Source organism: Erwinia sp. S38, assembly GCF_016624545.1.
Taxonomy (GTDB): domain Bacteria; phylum Pseudomonadota; class Gammaproteobacteria; order Enterobacterales; family Enterobacteriaceae; genus Erwinia; species Erwinia coffeiphila.
In genome coordinates, this window is record NZ_JACVTS010000013.1 from 65,103 (window position 1) to 83,488 (window position 18,386).

Genomic DNA, 18,386 nt, shown 5'->3' on the forward strand with positions numbered 1-18,386 from the left:
TTCAGACATTCTGGTACAGCTGCCGTTCTGCGTGACGCGGGTATTCACGCAGGAACGGCGATCCTGTCCCGTTCTGTCCGTTTGCTGTCCGAAAACGGTATTTCGCCGACGGCAAACGGACGGTATGCTGACTGAAAAACGACGACGAGGATGGGATAAATGCTGGAACTACGACCGGGATGTGAATACTGCGATGTTAACCTGCCGCCGGAGTCGCTGGACGCGGTAATCTGTTCGTTTGAATGTACCTTTTGCCGCGACTGCGCAGAGAAACATCTACAGGGCAAATGCCCGAACTGCGGCGGTGAACTGGTGCGCAGACCCATCCGCCCGGCGATCAAGCTGGAGAAGTTCCCGGCTTCTACCGTGCGGGTGCTGAGGGAAGGGTAAAGCGAGGAACTCCATGGCTAAAGACGGCTTACATGATGAGGCAATGATTGAAATTCTGCGCGAAGATCGTGCTTTCGCCCAGGCATATCTGCATCAGGCCTTCCTGGATATTGATGAAGAGGGTGGCCAGCAGGCATTTCTGCTGGCATCACGCCATTTAACTGCTGCGCTTAAAAGCGCGGATGCTTATATTTCGGCACGCCCTTGAGCACCAGTCGCCAGGAATCGTTCACCAGCTGTTCGACCAGCCCGGCGGTGATTTTCTCGCCCGGATGAACCGAAATCCAGTGGCGTTTATTCATGTGATAGCCCGGGTGGATCGAGTCATAGATCGCCCGGTGCAGCTCGCCCTGTTCCTGCTGGCACTTCAGGGTGATAATTTTTTCCCCGTGCAGCTCGGTAAGCAGCAGAAACATTTTATCCGCCACCTTGAACACCTGATGCTCCGGGCCAAAAGGGTAGCTGCATTCTGAACCGGAGAGCAGTTCTGCGGCCGCAATAGCCGCCGCATGAATTTGTCCACCGTCCATGATTAAGACTGCCGATGCTGTTGGATAACCGCCACGATATCTTCAACGGTGTCCGCCAGGCGTTCGCCCTGCTTATAGGAGGACAGGGTGTCTTCATCACCGTTGAGAACCGACTGCGGGCGCTCAATAAAGGTGCCGAGCGGATTCAATTCTGCATCAAGGATCGCCGCAAACGGAATCTTCACTCTTTCCACGCCAAACTGCTGTTGGAACAGCACCGTCGCCTGGTCGCGGGTAATAATGCTCATCTTTATATCTGGTGCCAGACGGCACAGCGCCTGAAAAGCCGGCACGTTGCGCAGGCAGTCCGGGCACCACATTTCTGCCGCAACCAGCAGCGTGTAGCTGCCGTCCAGCCGTTCGATTTCGCCTTTCAGCTCGTCAGAGAGAAAGCCGACTCGTTCGGTTTTCGCCTGCTCGCGCAGCAGATGCTGGATCTGCTCATCATTGCCCTGGCGGATAAACTGCGGATAGTCGACGCCAAGTTCGATCAGTGTATTGAAATCTGTCACCTGCTGCTCCCAAAGGTAAAATAGTAGGGTATCAACGTGCTGGACCAGGCTGAAATATCAGCCTGCCGTTGGGTATTGCCGTTATGACGCTGCCGTCTGTGAAGATGCCTGTCGCTGAAGCAGGTACACCTGCAAATTGACCCATGCCGCATTCAGCAGCGGCGTCGCCAGCTGATGGCGTTGGGCGCGCTGAACCAGATCGCCAATAATCTGATCGGCTTCAATATCATATCCTTGCATCAAATCGCGATACATCGACGATGTCAGCGGGGTGTCCGGGTTGCTGAGCCAGGTTAAAATGCCGTCGGTCTGCGCCTGACGATGCTGATAACCTTCAGCAATCAGGGTAGAAAGTACCTCATTAAACAGCCCGGTTAACATAGCCTGACCGCCGCCGGAGGCGACGACCTGGCGGGTATCACCGCGCGCCAGGCAGGTTACCGCTCCCAGGGTACTCAGCAGCAGCCATTTTTCCCACAGCTCACAGGCGATAGCCTCGCTGAGGAAGGCGTCAAAGCCGCAGTCGCGCAGGGTAGAATCCAGCTGCTGTAGTTTTTCGCCGTTATCGCCGTTGAGCGCGCCGTAATAGAGCTGATGCAGCGGCGAGAGCTGGACAATCTCGCCCTCTGGCCCCAGCGTAGCGTGGATTTTGCACAGTCCGCCGATAACATGACGATCGCCAAAGCGCTGGCGAAGTAAATCGATATGCCGCATGCCGTTGAGGATAGGGAGGATCAGCGTATTCGGACCGACTGCCGGTGCAATATCCTCCATGGCCTGCTGCAAGCCGAAGCCCTTCACTGTCAGCACGATGAGATCGTAAGGGCTGCTGATTTCAGCGGCGAGGAGGGTTACGGGGTTCAGGGTTTCACGCCCCTGCGGGGTTTGCAGGATCAACCCGTTTTTTTGTAGCTGCTGGCTGCGACGCTCGCGCAGCAGGAAGGTGACATCGCGCCCGGCCTGCGCCAGCCTTGCACCAAAGTAACCGCCGGTTGCTCCCGCGCCAACAATCAAAATACGCATAATCCACTCCATCGTTGCGAAACATAACGGTTCAGACTCCGTGAATAGACATGCTATCAATCTCCCGCCGAGATGGGCAACAAAAAAGCCGGTGACATTGCTGTCACCGGCTTTCAGTTAAGTCCCTGAGCGGGCGAAAATTTACGCCGCGATCTGCTCGGCGGTTTTTTCTACCAGCGCCAGCAGCACTTTGATGTCTTCCAGCGTGACCGTCGGGTTCAGCAGCGTCAGCTTCAGGCAGGTTACACCATCAGCTTCCGTCACACCCACGTTGGCGCGGCCAGATTCCAGCAGCACATCACCGATTTTCTGGTTGAACAGCGCCAGGGCAGTATCACCCGCGTCTGAGAGCTGCTGCGTGCGGTAGCGGAACAGCACGCTGGCCAGCTGCGGCTGCATCACCAGCTCCAGCGACGGCTGCTCGCTGACGTACTGTGCTACTTCCTGCGCCAGCGTCACACCGTGATCGATGATCTCCGCGTACTGTTTCTGGCCTAACGCTTCCAGACCCATCCACAGCTTCAGCGCATCGAAGCGGCGGGTGGTTTGCAGCGATTTAGACACCAGGTTTGGTACGCCCTGAGCTTCATCGAACTCGGAGTTCAGGTAAGCCGCCTGGTAGCGCATCAGCTCGTAGTGGCGCGCTTCCTTCAGCAGGAAAGCACCGCAGCTGATGGTCTGGAAGAACTGCTTGTGGAAGTCCAGGGTAATGGAATCCACCAGCTCCAGGCCGTCCAGGTAGTCGCGATACTTCTCGGACAGCAGCAGCGCGCCGCCCCATGCTGCATCAACATGAACCCAAATCTGGCGCTCTGCAGCCAGCTCGGCAATCGCCCGTAGCGGATCGATTGCACCCGCGTCGGTAGTACCGGCAGTGGCGACGATAGCCAGAATCTGCTCGCCGTTAGCCTCCGCCTGCGCCAGTTTTTCCTGCAGATCGTTAAGATCCATACGGGAGAAGCGATCGGTTTTCACCAGCGTGACCGACTGATAACCCAGACCCAGCAGCGCCATGTTCTTCTGCACGGAGAAGTGCGCATGCTCGGAGCAGAGAACACGGATTTTCTTCAGGTTGCCGACCAGGCCATCCTGCTGAATTGAGTGTCCCTGGCGGGCAAAGAAGGCATCGCGTGCCAGCATCAGGCCCATCAGATTGCTCTGAGTACCGCCGCTGGTGAATACCCCGGCATCGCCGGGCTGATAGCCAACCTGGGTGCGCAGCCATTCAATCAGCTTCATCTCGATGATGGTCGCTGACGGGCTTTGATCCCATGAGTCCATGCTCTGGTTAGTGGCGTTGATCAGCACTTCCGCCGCCTGGCTTACCACCAGGCTAGGGCAGTGCAGGTGCGCCACGCACTGCGGGTGATGGACCGCAAGGCTGTCTTTCAGGAAGTACTCAATTGCACGCTCAATCGCGGCCTGATTACCCAGCCCCTGCGGATTGAAATCAAGCGTAATACGCTCGCGCAGTTCGGCAACGGTTTTACCCTGATACATCTCGGGCTGCTGCAGCCACTGGGCTACCGCTTCGCTACTCTGGGCAATCGCCTGGCGATAGGCTTCAGTGCTTTGCGCTGAACCTGCCAGAATCGGGTTTAACCTGGACATCGAATTCACTCCACTCAGACCGGTTTTACGCCGCTGGCAAGCAGGGCGTTTTCAAATTTATCCAGGAACACTTCCAGCTCGCTGTCGCTGATCAGCAGGGAAGGCAGCAGGCGCAGTACGCAACCATCGCGTCCACCGCGTTCCAGGATCAGACCGTTTTCGAAGCATTTTTTCTGCAGCAGCGCGGACAGTGCGCCGTCAGCCGGGTAGCAACCCATATGATCCTGCGCTTCATTTGGCTTAACGATCTCAATACCGATCATCATGCCCAGACCGCGAATGTGGCCAATGACCGGGTAACGCTGCTGCATTTCAGCCAGCTTACCTTTCAGCCATTCGCCCTGCGCTGCCACTTTACCGGCAATGTTGTGCTCTTTCAGGTGCTTCAGCGTGGTCAGGCCGGTGGCCATTGCCAGCTGGTTGCCACGGAAAGTCCCGGTGTGGTGGCCAGGAGACCAGGCATCGAACTCTTTCTTAATGCCCAGCACGGCCAGCGGCAGACCGCCGCCAACGGCTTTCGACATCACAATGATGTCTGGCTCAATGCCAGCGTGTTCAAAGGCAAACAGCTTACCGGTACGGGCAAAGCCAGCCTGAACTTCATCAAGGATCAGCAGGATGCCGTGCTCGCGGGTCACCTTACGGATACGCTGCAGCCACTCGGCAGGAGCCGGGTTCACGCCGCCTTCACCCTGAACGGCTTCCAGAATTACCGCCGCAGGTTTACGCACGCCGCTTTCAACGTCGTTGATCAGGTTGTCGAAGTAGTAGGTCAGTGCTTTAACGCCTGCTTCACCACCGATACCCAGCGGGCAGCGGTATTCGTGAGGGTAAGGCATAAACTGCACTTCCGGCATCATGCCGTTGACCGCTTCTTTCGGTGACAGGTTACCGGTTACCGCCAGCGCACCGTGGGTCATACCGTGGTAACCGCCGGAGAAGCTGATCACGCCGGAACGACCGGTGACTTTTTTCGCCAGCTTCAGCGCGGCTTCAACGGCATCGGCGCCGGAAGGACCGGTGAACTGCAGGCAGTACTCTTTACCCTGGCCTGGCAGTAAAGAAAGCAGATATTCTGAGAAGCTGTCTTTCAACGGCGTCGTCAGATCGAGTGTATGTAACGGCAAGCCGCTGGTAATGACATTTTGGATGCTTTGCAGGATATCAGGATGGTTGTGGCCCAGAGCCAGCGTTCCCGCACCGGCCAGGCAGTCAAGATATTGATTATTCTCAACATCGGTAATCCACACGCCTTCTGCTTTTGCGATTGCAAACGGCAGCTTGCGTGGATAACTCCTGACATTTGACTCAAATTCAGCCTGGCGCGCCAAATAGGTTTCATTGTTTCCTTTTAATGAATCTGCACCGAAAGTATCAATACGGACTTTATCCGTCATCATATCTCTCCTACAACCGTGAGTTTCAGAACGTCACAGTTGAATAAATGAATGAAAAGTTAACTGCTGTGAAAAAACGCGGCCAATATAGGCCATTTTAAGTCGCTACTCAATGATTAATTTTAATTAGTTGCGCTTATGATTTTATCATAGGAATCAATACGTTGTTGATTTGCTGAGCAATCGCCTTTCAAGGGATTTGTTCCAGTCGCTTTATGCATAAATTTTCGATTTATGAATATTTAAGGCAATAACGGAGGAGGGGCTATTGTTTGCAAAAACCACAATAAGAGCAAAAAGTGAACAATATCAAGGCGAATTGCTCAGTTAATCAGCAAATAAAGCGCGGGAATTACGTAGATTTACAGATGATGATGTTGCTGGATTTGCATAATCCACAGCACTTTTGCTGTCTCAGAACCGTGATTAAATACGCTATGGGTTAAATGACTTTTAAACTGGAAACTATCGCCCGCCAGTAACGTGACGCTGTCACCTGATACGGTAAGCGACAGTTCACCTTCCATCAGCAGGCCCGCTTTTTCCCCGTTCCCCATCAACATTTCCCTGGGGCCGGAGCCGGGTGGAATGGCGATCAGCATAAACTGTAAGTCATGTTCACCGCTTGGCGACAGCAGCTCTTTGGCAACGCCGCTCTCACCAACGTGAAAATGAGGACGGTCCTGTCGCCGCCGCACAAAATGCTCCGGCCCGCAAGCGGGCGGTTCGTCGGCATCCAGCAGGGCGGTCAACGGCACGCCGAGGGCAATACGCAGCTGTTCCAGCATCCGCACCGTGGGATTGGTCTGGTTGCGTTCTATCTGGCTGATGGCTCCGGCTGAAACACCGGCCTTTGCGGCAAGCTCATTAATTGTCAGGCCGCGCAGTTTGCGCATCTGCCGCACTCGCAGGCCGATGTTAGCCTCAAGGGATAACGTGGGTGACTGACTCTGTTTATTCATTTTACCGAATCCCGTAGCGCATCAGAACTGCGATTGATATTCAGTATAATGAATTAACCCCAGCCTTTGTCAATCCTGAATCGCTTTACCTTTCTTATAATCCACAGATTTAATAATTTATCAAAATCATATGGTTAAATAACTTTTGCATGATTCTCAGCGCGGCTTTGAGGGCAATAAGTATTCCCTATGCTCCAGCCTGTGTTGCGCGTTGACATCTTTTTTAGTGAAGCAGATATTCAATATGTTGAATATTTGCTAGCTATTTGAGCGCTAACACTAACGCCGGGGAGAAAGAATGGACTGGAGCAGCGTGCATAATTATCTGCCTTTCTTGCTGAAGGGTGCCGAAATGACCATTACGATTACCGTGCTGGCGCTGATCATCAGTACACCGCTGGGCCTGCTGTGGGCTGCCGGGAAGATGAGCGGGTTGCGTATTATTGTCTGGCCGGTATCGATCATTATTAACATCACCCGCGGTCTGCCTATGATCGTGGTGCTGTTTTATATCTACTTCGTGTTTCCCGATATTGGCATCACGCTGACCGCGTTTCAGGCCAGCGTGATCGGTATTGCCTTTTGTTTTTCCTCCTATATTGCCGAAATCTTCCGCGCCGGGATCGAATCCGTCGATCGCGGCCAGCTGGAGGCCGCGCGTTCCATGGGCATGGGTTTCGGCAAAGCCATGGTGCGCGTAGTGCTGCCGCAGGCGTTTCACGTCGCGCTGCCGCCGTACAGCAATACGTTGGTAATGATGCTGAAAGATTCCGCGCTGGCTTCCACTATCGCCGTCACCGAGATGACCCGCCAGGGGCAGCTGATGGCCTCATCCACCTTTGATAACACCACCATTTATACGCTGGTCGCCATTCTGTATCTGGCGATGTGTCTGCCGCTAATGGCGCTGACCAAACGCCTGGAAACCCGCCGCCTGAAAGGAGCCTGAGATGATCGAAATTAACGATGTGCATAAACGCTTTGGCCCGGTTGAGGTGCTGAAAGGCGTCAGTTTCAACGTCAAACAGGGGGAAGTCGTCTGCCTTATCGGGCCGTCCGGCTCCGGTAAGTCGACCATTCTGCGCTGCATCAACGGTCTGGAAAGCTATCAGGGCGGCGAGATCCGCGTGCTCGGTCAACGTGTGGATAATCAACAGCGTTCGATTAACGATCTGCGTCGCCAGGTGGGGATGGTGTTTCAGCGATTCAACCTTTTTCCCCATCGTTCTGTGCTGGAAAACGTGATGGAAGGGCCAATTCACGTCAACGGTGAAGCACGCGCCGTTGCCGTGAAGCGGGCGAAATCGTTGCTGGATCTGGTCGGTCTGGGCGAAAAAATCAATGCATGGCCACAGCAACTCTCCGGCGGTCAGCAGCAGCGCGTAGCCATCGCCCGTACGCTGGCGCTTCAGCCGAAGGCCATTTTGTTTGATGAGCCCACCTCCGCGCTGGACCCGGAACTGGTGGGCGAAGTGCTGCAGGTGATGCGCAATCTGGCGCAGGAGGGGATGACGATGATCGTCGTCACTCACGAAATGCAGTTTGCCAGCGAAGTGGCCGACCGCGTGTGCTTCCTGCACAGCGGCAACATCGTTGAGCAGGGAACCACCGATCGGGTGCTGGGAAATCCGCAGGAGCCGCGCACCCGGGATTTCCTGCGCCGCGTACTGCGCGAACCGGCCATTCATCACTGTGAGCACTGCCGAAAAATTGCCTGACCTTCACTCTCAATGGGACGATAAAAATGAAAATGATCTCCAACCTAAAGTGTTCACGCCTGTCTTCTCTGCTGCTGGCCGGTGCACTGTGCTGCGGAACATTTGCCAGCGTTGCGCAGGCAGAAACGCTGAAGCTGCTCGCCGGTTCGACGCCTGCAAGCCGTCCGACCTGCTTTATGGATCTGGAAACCGGTAAGTTCCAGGGCTTTATGCCGGAAGTGGCGGAAGAAGTGGCGAAGCGGGCCGGATTTGAAGTGAGTTTTAACGCTATTCCGTTCTCTGCGCTTTTGCAGTCCCTGCTGTCCGATAAAATCGATATGATCGTGGCGGGCATGTCGCCGACCGACCAGCGTAAAACCAAAGTCGACTTTTCCGAAGGGATCACTGGCATCGGCGAGGGGATTTACGCCCGCGATGATAATAAAAAGGTCTACCGCACGCCTGCCGATTTCAAAGGGGAAACCATTGGCATCATGGCCGGCACTGACTACGGCCGCCGAATTGCCGAAATGAATATCGCCAAAGAGGTGAAATTCTATGAAAATGCGGCGGATCTGGCACGCGATGTGTCGCTTGGCCGGGTCAGCATCGGTATGAACGATTATCCCATCCTGAAAGGCCAGGCCAGCATTGGCAATCTGAAGGGCATGCACGTGGTGGAAACCTATCAGGCCACAAAAGTCTCGCCGGTGGCGTTTGCCGTGCGCAAGGGTAATGGTCCGCTGCTGGAAAAAATCAACGCGGCCCTTACCAGCATGAAACAGGACGGAACGCTGGAAAAAATCCTGAATAAATGGGGCATTCAGTATATCCCGGCCTGATTGGCTGATTGGCTGATTGGCTGATTGGCTGATTGGCTGATTGGCCAGGCTAATGTGTCGGCGCGGGCTTACAGGATTGTTGTCGCCGTCCACAGGCGGCAGGGAATCTCTCTGCCGCCTCTGGTGGAAGGCAACCAGCAGCGTTAATATGTCCGAAAAAAACGACAGGGTTTTTTATGTCCCGCCCCGAACTGCAAGACAGCCTCAAATTTGCCGAGCATTACACTCATCCTGATTTTCCTTTATATGAGGCAACCTCGCTAAGAGCCGATGCCGACTACAGCGAAGCGATCGCCTTCTTCGTTACTGGCGTTGAGGATGATCCGCTGTGTCAGAACAATCTGGCGATATTTTTCGCCCTCGGCATTCACTATCAGCAGGATCTGGAAAAAGCACGTACGCTGCTTATCTCGGCTATCGAGCTTAAACTGCCGCAGGCGTACTTCAACCTGGGCCTGTTGGAGCACTACCGCCTGATACCGCGCACAGCATCGACCCTACATCGCTTTACCAGCGCGCTGTCACTGGGCATAAAAGAAGCCAGCTATTATCTTGGTCAGCATGAAGAACGGAACATCAGCCATGCGGATTTCGATGGCAATGCCATGGATCGCTCCGAGGCGTTTGGCGATGCGCGAGTCAGATCGTTGAGATACTACGCCGTTGCTGCGGATGTCGGACACGTTCTGGCGCTGACCCGCATGGGGGATATTTATCATAGCGAAATGGAGGTGAGAGACGATGCGCTAGCGATGAAGTATTACTCGCAGGCGGCGCAGAAGGATCATCTTCCCGCTATGTTTTCGGCGGCAACGTTATTGACCCGTGGCTACAGTCCGCGGCTCAGCGTGACTGAAACGAATAAGTCCGCGTTTTACATCCATGAAGAATGCGACCCGGAGCGCATCACGGCATTGCAGGCGATAATTATTGAACAAACCCGCGATCGAGAGGCTGCAATTACGCTGCTGAACCGAGCCTGGAATATACACCGGTCCGTAGAAGCGCTGGAAATGATGGGGGATATCCGTAAAGAACAAAACGACTATCGGGGTGCGGGAGCGTATTACATGACGGCGATGCATAAAGGCAGTATTCCCTGCCTGGCGAAGTGCGGCGAAATGTTTTTAATCTGTGATGAGATACGCAGTAAAACAATAGCGAGGGATCTGTTTAAACAGTTCAAAGCGCGGCTGGCCGAGTCACGTATTCTCAATCCTAAGATGCTGGAGCTGACCGAAATGATTAACAGCTATAAGGAAGCGCTGAAGCCAATCCCGAGGAAGAAAAAAGGGGTCGAGGGTGATAGCGGTAAGAACGCCGAATGAAGCAATCAAAGGCTCAATCTGACTATTAATGAGAATAATGCGCTCACTGTTCGTGCCGGACAACTTATCACAAGGTTCCGGCACATTGAGCCTGGGGATTTTACTCCCCCGGCACAAGTTCTCAGGGCAACTTTCTGATCAAGCGCGCCGGGTTCCCGGCATAAATCCCTTTTACCGTCACCGGACGGATCACCACGCTGCCGGCGCCAATCACCGCACCGCTGCAAATCGAGGTGGTCAGCACGGTAGCACCGCTACCAATAGTGACGTTGTCACCGAGAGTAATTGTAATCCAGCTGCTGGTATCCGGGTCCGGCGCGCCGCTGCGGAACAGATCGTTGGCGAAGGTAACGTTATGGCCGATAAAGCAGTTTTCACCCACGGTGACGTTTTCGCAGAGAAAGCTGTGTGACTGGATGCGGCTGCCACGACCAATCACGCAGCCTTTCTGGATCTCAACAAACGGTCCGACAAAAACATCGTCGTCCAGCCGACACTGGTAAATATTTGACGGAGTGATGATTTTGACGTTTTCCCCGGTTTTGACATCACGAATGCTGCACTCAATGGTTTTCATCTGCATTTCATCCTTAAACTGCGTTGATACGATAGTGGTTAAGAAACCGATACTAACACCATCTGAAGCCGATCGTCAGGCGCGACCTTTACCCTGCTGGCGCAGCAGATAAATAAACCAGGGGGCACCGATAAAGGTGGTCAGCAGCCCTGCCGGGATCTGGTTAGGGAACATCACGATGCGGCCGCACCAGTCGGCGATCAGCATCAGCAGCGCGCCGATAATCGCCGCCATCGCCAGCTGCGGCATCGCCCGGCGGAAGCCCATAATGCGCGCCATATGCGGGGACATCAGGCCGATAAAACTGAGCGGCCCGACTGTCAGCGTGGCACCGGCGGTCAGCACCGACGCCAGCAGCAGGATCGTCATGCGCGAACCCGCCAGCGGTACGCCGAGCGATCGGACCGTATCGTTACCCAGCGGCAGCATGGTCAGCCAGCGGCGGCAGAGCGGCATCACCACCAGCAGCACCAGTGCGAGCAGCATACTGGAGGCCGCCTGCACAGGTTCCACGCCGTAGGTTGAACCGGAAATCCAGTTAAGCAGATTGCCCAACCGCGGATCGCCGCTGGCCAGCAGCAGGGTGACGATCGCCGAAAACAGCGTGCCCAATCCCACACCCGCTAGCAGCAGGCGCTGCGAGGAGAAGTGCTGCCGCCCGGCGACCAGCAGGATCGCCGCCAGTGTCAGGGCCGCGCCGCCGCTCCCGGCGTACAGCAAAGTGGCAAAACCGGCGGCGGGCAGGAAAAACATCACCGCAATGACCGAAGAGGCCGCACCAGCACTGATGCCCAGCACTTCCGGGCTGCCCATCACGTTGGCGGTTAGTTTTTGAATCAACGTGCCGGCGACGGCCAGCATGATTCCGGCGCTTAAGGCCGCGATCGTGCGCGGCCAGCGCCACGGCAGAACGCGCCAGAGATTATCACCCGCCCAGCTCAGCCCGCGGCTGTTGCGGCCGACCATCAGAACAATGACTAACGCCAGCAGCAGCAGCCCGGCGGCACAGGCTATCCACAGCCAGGGGCGCGTGCGCTCGGCGGCTGGTGCTGAAACCGAAGCGGCAGGCGGCGCGGAATGCCGCAGACGCGGCAGCAGCCACAGCAGGATTGGGGCACCGATCAGCGCGGTTGCGGCCCCGGTCGGGACCTCCTGCCAGACCTGCGCCAGCAGCACCATCGACTGATCGGACAGCCACAGCAGCAGCGCTCCGACCAGCGGTGCCAGCAGCAGGCGGGGGATCAGGCGACGCGCACCCAAAAGCCTCGCCAGCAGCGGGGCAAACAGCCCGATAAACCCAATAACGCCAACGGCGTTAACCAGCAGGGCGCTGAGCGTAATAGCCAACCCAAGCGCCATCAGCCGTGCCAGGTTAAGCCCCAGGCCAAGGTTGCGCGAAACGTCGTCATCCACCCCCAGCAGCGTCAGTGGCCGCACCAGCAGCAGCGCGATTACCAGCGCGATAGACAGGCGGGGAGCCAGTGAAATGACCTGCTGCCAGTCAGTCTGATTCAGCGCACCGCTACTCCATAAAAACAGGCTTTGCAGGTCCTGATAGTGGAACAGCGCCAGCAGGCTGTTTATCGCGCTGCAGTACAGACTGAGAACCAGTCCGGCAAGAATTAATGTCACCGGCGAAAGCCGTTTTCCCCAGGCGGTGCCGAAAACCGCCGCGCCGATAACCAGCGCGCCGAGCAGGGCGGCAACCGGCTGCATCGCCGCGCCGCCGGGTAGCATGCCCAGACTGAAAAGCGTGATTCCCAGCTGCGCACCGCTGGCCACCCCGAGCGTAGCCGGTTCCGCCAGCGGATTGCGCAGCACCTGCTGGAACAGCACACCCGCCAGCGCCAGCCCTGCACCAACCAAAAGCGAAACCGCCACCCGCGGTAGCGTTGTGTAATAAAAAATGATCTGACGGATATCATCGCGGTCAGGATGAAAGAGGGCATCAGACCATAATTGCCGGGGCAGAACCTGCTGCGCGTTATACAGACTGAGCAGCAGCGCAACAAAGCCCACCAGTGCCAGCAGCGCGAGGGATTTGTACTGAATTCTTACCATTGTTTTTCCTGTTGCTGCAGCATCCGGCAGAAACGCAGTGCGGAAAGGGTGGCACCGAAAATCCACAGGGCGGGCACGGTTCTCAGCATATTTTCCCTGACGAAGGGAATAGCCTGCCACAGCGGTGTGGCGGCTACGCGAGCCCTTGCCTGTTCATCGCGATGGTCCAGACAGATGGCGCGCAGCGGCGCAAGGCTCGCCAGGCGCTCAAGGCCAACCATCGCCGTGCCCCAGCCGTTATCATCGCCCTGCCAGGCGTTTTCAATGCCCAGACGGGTCATGACATTACCAAACAGGCTGTTTTTACCGAGGATCATTACGTGGCGATCGTCAACAAGGGTAAACACCAGCAGCGGCTGGCGGCGAAATCCTGCAAGCTGCCCGCGCGCTTCCTCTAACTGGCGATCGAACCAGGCTAAATGTTCCTGCCCGGCCTGCGTTTTTCCCAGCCGATCGGCCAGTTTCAGCAGACCGTCACTGACGGTGCGCAGCGGTTCCCCCTGTTCACTGGTAAAGCTGAACTCCATCGAAGGGGCGATGGTATTCAGCTGTGACGATCGCGGTCCGTAGCCTTCGGAAAACAGCAGCAGGTCCGGCCGCAGCTCGGCGATATATTCCAGGTTCGGTTCAGAGCGCCGACCAATATCCAGCACCGTCGGCGGAATAACCGGTTCAGCCACCCAGACACTGTAATCGTGGGTATCGGCGGCACCTAACGGTGTAACGCCGAGGGCAAACAGCATCTCCAGCGGCAGCCACTCCAGCGCAATAATACGCTGCGGTACGGTGGCGCTTGCTGATGCCAGCGGCAAGAGTGGTAAAAGGGCCAGCGCCGTCAGCAAACGACGGCGCGGCAAATCAACCCAATGCGGAGACTTCCCGGCCAACTGCCGGGAAGAATAACCATCAGAAGGCATAAGAAACGCTGACCGAGTAGTTACGCGGCGCACCGTACACGGCGTAATCGCTCAGCCAGGAATAGTAGCTGCGGTCGAACAGGTTATTGACGTTGGCCTGCACGGCTACCTGCTTGTTAACCTGGTAGCGGGCAAACAGGTTCGCCAGCGGGTAGCTGCTCTGATAAACGCGGGTCGTTTCGCCATCCGGTCCTGTCGCATCCTGGAAGGTGCGGCTCTGCCAGTTGACGCCACCGCCGACGGTCAGCTCACGCAGCATCGGCAGCTGGTAGCGGGTGAACAGTTTGAACGAGGTCTGCGGCATATTGCTGTTGAAGCGGCCTTCCGTATCTTTGGCAACATAGCGCGTGGCGCCGAAGGTCATTTGCAGATTGTCGGTTACTGCACCGTTGATCTCAAACTCCGCACCCTTGCTGACTGCACCTTTGGTCGAATAGTACGCCTGTTCGCTTGATCCGTTAACGAAGTTGTCGCCGTCGGCCTGCGCGGCGTTTTCCTGCTCGATGCGGAACACGGCGAAGGTGGCGGTCAGACGACCGTTGTACCAGTCCGATTTCAGGCCGGTTTCATAGTTTTTACCGGTGACCGGCGACAGATACTTACCGTCGCGATCGCGGTAGGTTTGCGGCTGGAAGATCGAGGTGTAGCTGGCGTAAGCCGACCAGGTATCGTTAATGTCGTAGACCAGGCCACCGTACGGCGTAATGTTGTTTTTACGCACGTCGCCGCTGCTGCCCATGGTGCTCCATTCGGTATAGCGCGCACCCAGAATCAGCGCTAACGGGTCGGCCAGCGAGAAGCGCGCGGCAGTATAGGCAGATTTCTGCCGAACAATGTCATCGGCGTTCTGATACCAGTCGCCCCATTCTGGCTCCTGCGCGCTGCCGTCCCAGCTGTTAAAATCGCCCATCTGGTCATAATCCAGCGAGCCATCGGCGCTGTAGGTGGCATTATGCTGGCGGCTGTAGCTGACGCCTGCCACCAGTTCATGCTGGCGACCGGCCAGTTCAAACGGACCGCTGGCGTAGGTATCCACCGACTCCAGCTTGCGCTTGCCGCGATCCTGGCTACCGAAGCCGGACACGCCCTGACCGGTGGTCACATCCGGGAATTCCATCACGTACAGCAGTTTATCGTTAAAGGTTTCTTCCGCGTGGGTGGCATTAACGCGGAACGACCAGCCGTTATCAAAGTTATGGCTGACGTTGGCAAAAATTTTACGCGAATCGGTGCTGTAGCGCGTCCAGTCTGCCGCCGGGTTGGTACTGCGGTTAAAGTGGGTACGTGAACCGTCGCTGTACCAGGTCGGCAGACCGCCCCAGGTTGGATTGCCGGTATTACTCTGCTGATAATCGTAGCCGAGCGACAGGGTGGTGTTGTCGGTGACGTCGGCATCAATCACGCCATACAGGAACTTTTTGGTTTTGTGGTAGCGATCCAGCCAGCTGTCCTGATCCTGATAACCGGCTACGATTCTGCCACGCACCGTGCCGGCTTCGTTAAGCGGGGAGGAAACATCGGCCACATAGCGCTGCTTGTCCCAGCTGCCGTAGCTGGCGGTGAGATTGCCGGTAACCTCTTTGCTGTCCGCATGCTTACGGACCATATTCACCGAGGCGCCCGGGCTGCCCGCGCCGGTCATCAGCCCGGTCGCGCCGCGAACGATTTCAATGCGGTCATAGATAGCGGTGTCTTCAGCCGCATCGCCGTAGTTCCAGGTATCGCTGACCGAGGTAGGAATATCGTCATAGGTGTAGCTGCTGATCTGGAAACCACGGGCGAAATAGGCCGAGCGCTCGCTGTCGATTAGCTCGGTGGAAATGCCGGTGGCGTTATCCAGCACGTCGCCCACCGATTGCAGATCCTGATCCTGAAAGCGCTGTTTTGTCACCACGCTCAGCGACTGCGGTACGTCACGCGGCGCCAGCAGCATTTTCGTGCCGGCATGGGTGGTTTTCACCTGATAGTCCTGCGCTTCGTTTGCATCGCCATCGTCTGCCGTCGCCGTTACCACCAGGTCCTGCTGCGCGTTATCCTTTTGCGACGGGGCCGTTGAATCTGCTGCGTGCGCCGGGTGGGTCAGCGTATGAATCGCCAGCGCCAGCAGTGAAACGGTAAAAGTATGTTTAACAACCGATGCGCGCTTAGCGGCACCGTTCTCCCTGCCAACAAAAGACATAAAAGCATTCCTCATGCGGAATAGTGATTTAAATGATTATGATAATCATTTTTCTTCGCAGGCTTATTGTAAAGATTTCATTGTCTTGTGTAAAAAAATATAAAACATTAGATTTCAATGAATTAACGGGCAGTTAAACGAAAGCATGTGCTGCCGAATGGAGGCCAGCGAAAGGACCCGCATCTGTGGAGTCGGCAAGACATCAAGGATGATTAATTTGCTGATTTCTCTGCAACATTACGATGAAAATCGGAAACAGTAGCGCCGCCACGGCAGCGATGATTAACAGCCTGTCAAGATGCCAGGCTGCCCCGTCTTCCCCAAGCAGCAGCGGAGCCAAAAAGAATGCAACGGTAGTAGCGAGGTGCATTAACGACGTTTGTAGTGCCACAAATTGGGCCCGCTGCCCCTCGGAGGGATACGAAATGGTGACCGCCGATGACACCACCAGACGACTATAGGATGCGGCGAGAAACAGGACAATAAACAGTCCAGACAGCGGAGAACCGGACGCAGCCATGCCGAGACTGAGCAGAAAAATAAGCGTCGAACTAACAGCCAGTTGTCGTGCATTACAGTACGCCAACAGTTTCCCGGTTATTTTGGTGGCCAGCAGGCCTGCAATGCCTCCGGCAAGAAACCCCCAGGGTAACAGCGGCAGTGCCAGCCCCATCTGCCGCGTCAGCAACGGAACCAGAATCGGAATAATCAGCATCGGACTGAACTGCACCAGGGCATTTGCTGAGGCAAAGAGCAGGGTATTTTTACTTAACGTCAGCGGAGCAGGAGCATGCCCAATCGACGTCTCTGCAGGAACGAAGAGGGTAACCAGTGGAATAGCAAGCAGGCACAGCAGGCCTATGATGTTCAGTGAAAGATGCCAGCCGAAATGGGTACAAATCAGTAATATCAGCGGCATTCCAGCAATGCTTACCATTGAAAACGCGGCAATGACCGTCGCCAGCATCTTCCCACGCATATCGGATGGGGTTTGATTGATCAACAGACCGATGGCGACACCCATCGTTGTACCGCCAATCATACCGGCTAAGAACCGGAGTATCAGCAACACGCCGAAACTCTGCGTTAGCGTAGCCATGACCGTCAACGTGCCCAGCAACGCCATATTCAGCATTAAAAAACGTTTTTTATTCACCCGACCCAGCCAGTAAAAAGCGGAGAAACCGGAAATAACCGCACCTGCGGTGTACAAACCCGAGACATAACCTGAGTAAGAAACGGGGACGGCGAAATCAATGGACATAAATGCGAACAGTGGATTAAAAACCATATATTCCAGCGCATTAGCAAACTGAACAAGTGCGATAACCAGTGCCATATGGCGCAGTTGACGGGGATGAAGATTCGACATGGCAGATAACCTGAATTGAAAGAAGAACCCAGCTTAATCTCTATCAATAATGATTATTAGCCGCTAAAAATTAATCATTGCGTTATCAAAAATGGGATGATGAACGCAAGATTATTACCCGGATGACGCACGATGCCGCTCGAATTTACACCGTTAGAATTAGCAAAACGAATTCAATTTATACCAGGTGAGAACCCGGTTTACTGATAATCGGGGAGGGGAAACGGGCCTCTAAGGGCCCGTATATTCTCAGGCAGAAAGCGTCGCCAGACGGGCAGCGAAGCCCATAAACAGCAGCGCAATAATACCGTTTCCGGCGCGTGAGACATTCTGACGCTGGCGGAAAAATGTTGCCATCGCTGCGCCGCCAAATATCAGCAGGGAGAGATAAATAAAGCTGAAGGCTTCCAGGATAGCCGCCAGCAGGAAATAGGACAGGCCGGTATGGGCATAGTTGTAATCAATAAACTGCACAAAAAACGAGATATAAAACAGAATAGCTTTAGGATTGGTCAGGCTGAGCGTAAGCGACTTTCTGAAAACATTTTCCTGACTCAAGCTGACTTCTTCAGCATGATGATCTTTAGCAAAAAAATTGGCGTGAATAATTCTGATACCAAGGTAGAGCAGATAAAAAGCCCCCAGTAAACGCACCAGGGTAAATAACAGCGGCGAGGCTTTGATAATCGAGGCTACGCCGATAAAGGACAGGAAAATCAACAGGGCATCGCCGGTGAACACGCCCAGCGCAGCGCGATATCCGACGGCAACACCTCTGGATGCGGCGGTCTTCAGCACGTAAATCGAGTTCGGGCCCGGCGCGATAATAATTAACAGCAGGCCCGCAATATACGTCCAGAGATTGATAACGCCGAATTGTTCCAGTAACACCCTGACCTCCTTGATAATCAGACTTGCGCAGACCTTTACAGCCAGACGCAGATTGCAGGTCAGTATTCTAGCGCCTGATGTCGTCAGGGTTAACTTC

Annotated in this window: 17 protein-coding genes and 1 pseudogene; 6 read left to right on the plus strand and 12 right to left on the minus strand. The window is 55.4% G+C overall.

The annotated features are described in order from the left end of the window. Positions 1-159: 159 nt before the first annotated feature. Positions 160-390: a DUF1272 domain-containing protein gene (locus IBT46_RS15465; protein ID WP_105593837.1), complete on the plus strand. Its 231-nt coding sequence runs from the start codon at positions 160-162 to the stop codon at positions 388-390. 13 nt (positions 391-403) lie between these two features. Then, positions 404-559, plus strand: a pseudogene (locus IBT46_RS15470) (DNA-binding protein); the annotation flags it as partial. Position 560: 1 nt separating this feature from the next. On the opposite strand, the gene IBT46_RS15475 reads toward IBT46_RS15470, so the two are convergent. The 6 genes from IBT46_RS15475 to IBT46_RS15500 form a co-directional block, all read right to left on the minus strand. Continuing rightward, positions 561-920: an MmcQ/YjbR family DNA-binding protein gene (locus IBT46_RS15475; RefSeq protein WP_200546407.1), complete on the minus strand. Its 360-nt coding sequence runs from the start codon at positions 918-920 to the stop codon at positions 561-563. A 2-nt stretch (positions 921-922) separates the two neighbouring features. Beyond that, positions 923-1,432, minus strand: coding sequence for a thioredoxin family protein (locus tag IBT46_RS15480; protein ID WP_200546408.1), 510 nt, complete (start codon positions 1,430-1,432; stop codon positions 923-925). A gap of 81 nt (positions 1,433-1,513) precedes the next feature. Continuing rightward, a complete protein-coding gene (locus IBT46_RS15485) occupies positions 1,514-2,455 on the minus strand; it encodes a ketopantoate reductase family protein (RefSeq protein ID WP_200546409.1) in 942 nt (313 codons plus the stop codon). A 141-nt stretch (positions 2,456-2,596) separates the two neighbouring features. Next, a complete protein-coding gene (locus tag IBT46_RS15490; RefSeq protein WP_200546410.1) occupies positions 2,597-4,066 on the minus strand; it encodes an aspartate aminotransferase family protein in 1,470 nt (489 codons plus the stop codon). A gap of 14 nt (positions 4,067-4,080) precedes the next feature. Then, on the minus strand, positions 4,081-5,463 hold the full coding sequence (locus IBT46_RS15495; RefSeq protein WP_200546499.1) for a diaminobutyrate--2-oxoglutarate transaminase: 1,383 nt from the start codon (positions 5,461-5,463) through the stop codon (positions 4,081-4,083). 362 nt (positions 5,464-5,825) lie between these two features. Continuing rightward, positions 5,826-6,425 carry a helix-turn-helix domain-containing protein gene (locus IBT46_RS15500; protein ID WP_200546411.1) on the minus strand — a complete coding sequence of 200 codons (600 nt, stop codon included), beginning with the start codon at positions 6,423-6,425 and terminating at the stop codon, positions 5,826-5,828. A gap of 298 nt (positions 6,426-6,723) precedes the next feature. Between IBT46_RS15500 and IBT46_RS15505 the strand changes: the two genes are divergently transcribed. The 4 genes from IBT46_RS15505 (at position 6,724) to IBT46_RS15520 (ending at position 10,292) form a co-directional block, all read left to right on the plus strand. Continuing rightward, entirely contained in the window at positions 6,724-7,374 is a 651-nt protein-coding gene (locus tag IBT46_RS15505) for an amino acid ABC transporter permease (protein WP_105593830.1), read from the plus strand. Position 7,375: 1 nt separating this feature from the next. Beyond that, positions 7,376-8,143 (plus strand): amino acid ABC transporter ATP-binding protein, encoded by a 768-nt coding sequence (locus IBT46_RS15510; protein WP_200546412.1) that lies wholly within the window; start codon positions 7,376-7,378, stop codon positions 8,141-8,143. Positions 8,144-8,169: 26 nt separating this feature from the next. Then, positions 8,170-8,964, plus strand: coding sequence for an ABC transporter substrate-binding protein (locus IBT46_RS15515; protein WP_234480144.1), 795 nt, complete (start codon positions 8,170-8,172; stop codon positions 8,962-8,964). A 176-nt stretch (positions 8,965-9,140) separates the two neighbouring features. Next, the gene (locus IBT46_RS15520; protein WP_200546413.1) at positions 9,141-10,292 is read left to right on the plus strand and encodes a tetratricopeptide repeat protein; all 1,152 of its coding nucleotides are present in this window, start codon (positions 9,141-9,143) and stop codon (positions 10,290-10,292) included. A 121-nt stretch (positions 10,293-10,413) separates the two neighbouring features. Here the strand turns inward: IBT46_RS15520 and IBT46_RS15525 are convergent, their stop codons facing one another. The 6 genes from IBT46_RS15525 to leuE form a co-directional block, all read right to left on the minus strand. Beyond that, positions 10,414-10,869, minus strand: coding sequence for an acyltransferase (locus IBT46_RS15525; protein WP_200546414.1), 456 nt, complete (start codon positions 10,867-10,869; stop codon positions 10,414-10,416). Between the two features lie 75 nt (positions 10,870-10,944). Then, entirely contained in the window at positions 10,945-12,930 is a 1,986-nt protein-coding gene (gene fhuB / locus IBT46_RS15530) for a Fe(3+)-hydroxamate ABC transporter permease FhuB (protein WP_200546415.1), read from the minus strand. Next, the gene (fhuD, locus tag IBT46_RS15535; protein WP_200546416.1) at positions 12,924-13,847 is read right to left on the minus strand and encodes a Fe(3+)-hydroxamate ABC transporter substrate-binding protein FhuD; all 924 of its coding nucleotides are present in this window, start codon (positions 13,845-13,847) and stop codon (positions 12,924-12,926) included. Before fhuD ends, fhuB begins: the two co-directional genes overlap by 7 nt. Then, entirely contained in the window at positions 13,837-16,026 is a 2,190-nt protein-coding gene (gene fhuE / locus IBT46_RS15540) for a ferric-rhodotorulic acid/ferric-coprogen receptor FhuE (RefSeq protein WP_200546417.1), read from the minus strand. Before fhuE ends, fhuD begins: the two co-directional genes overlap by 11 nt. Positions 16,027-16,228: 202 nt before the next feature. After that, positions 16,229-17,365, minus strand: coding sequence for an MFS transporter (locus tag IBT46_RS15545; protein ID WP_234480145.1), 1,137 nt, complete (start codon positions 17,363-17,365; stop codon positions 16,229-16,231). Between the two features lie 282 nt (positions 17,366-17,647). Beyond that, a complete protein-coding gene (gene leuE, locus IBT46_RS15550) occupies positions 17,648-18,289 on the minus strand; it encodes a leucine efflux protein LeuE (protein ID WP_200546419.1) in 642 nt (213 codons plus the stop codon). Between the last annotated feature and the right edge of the window lie 97 nt (positions 18,290-18,386).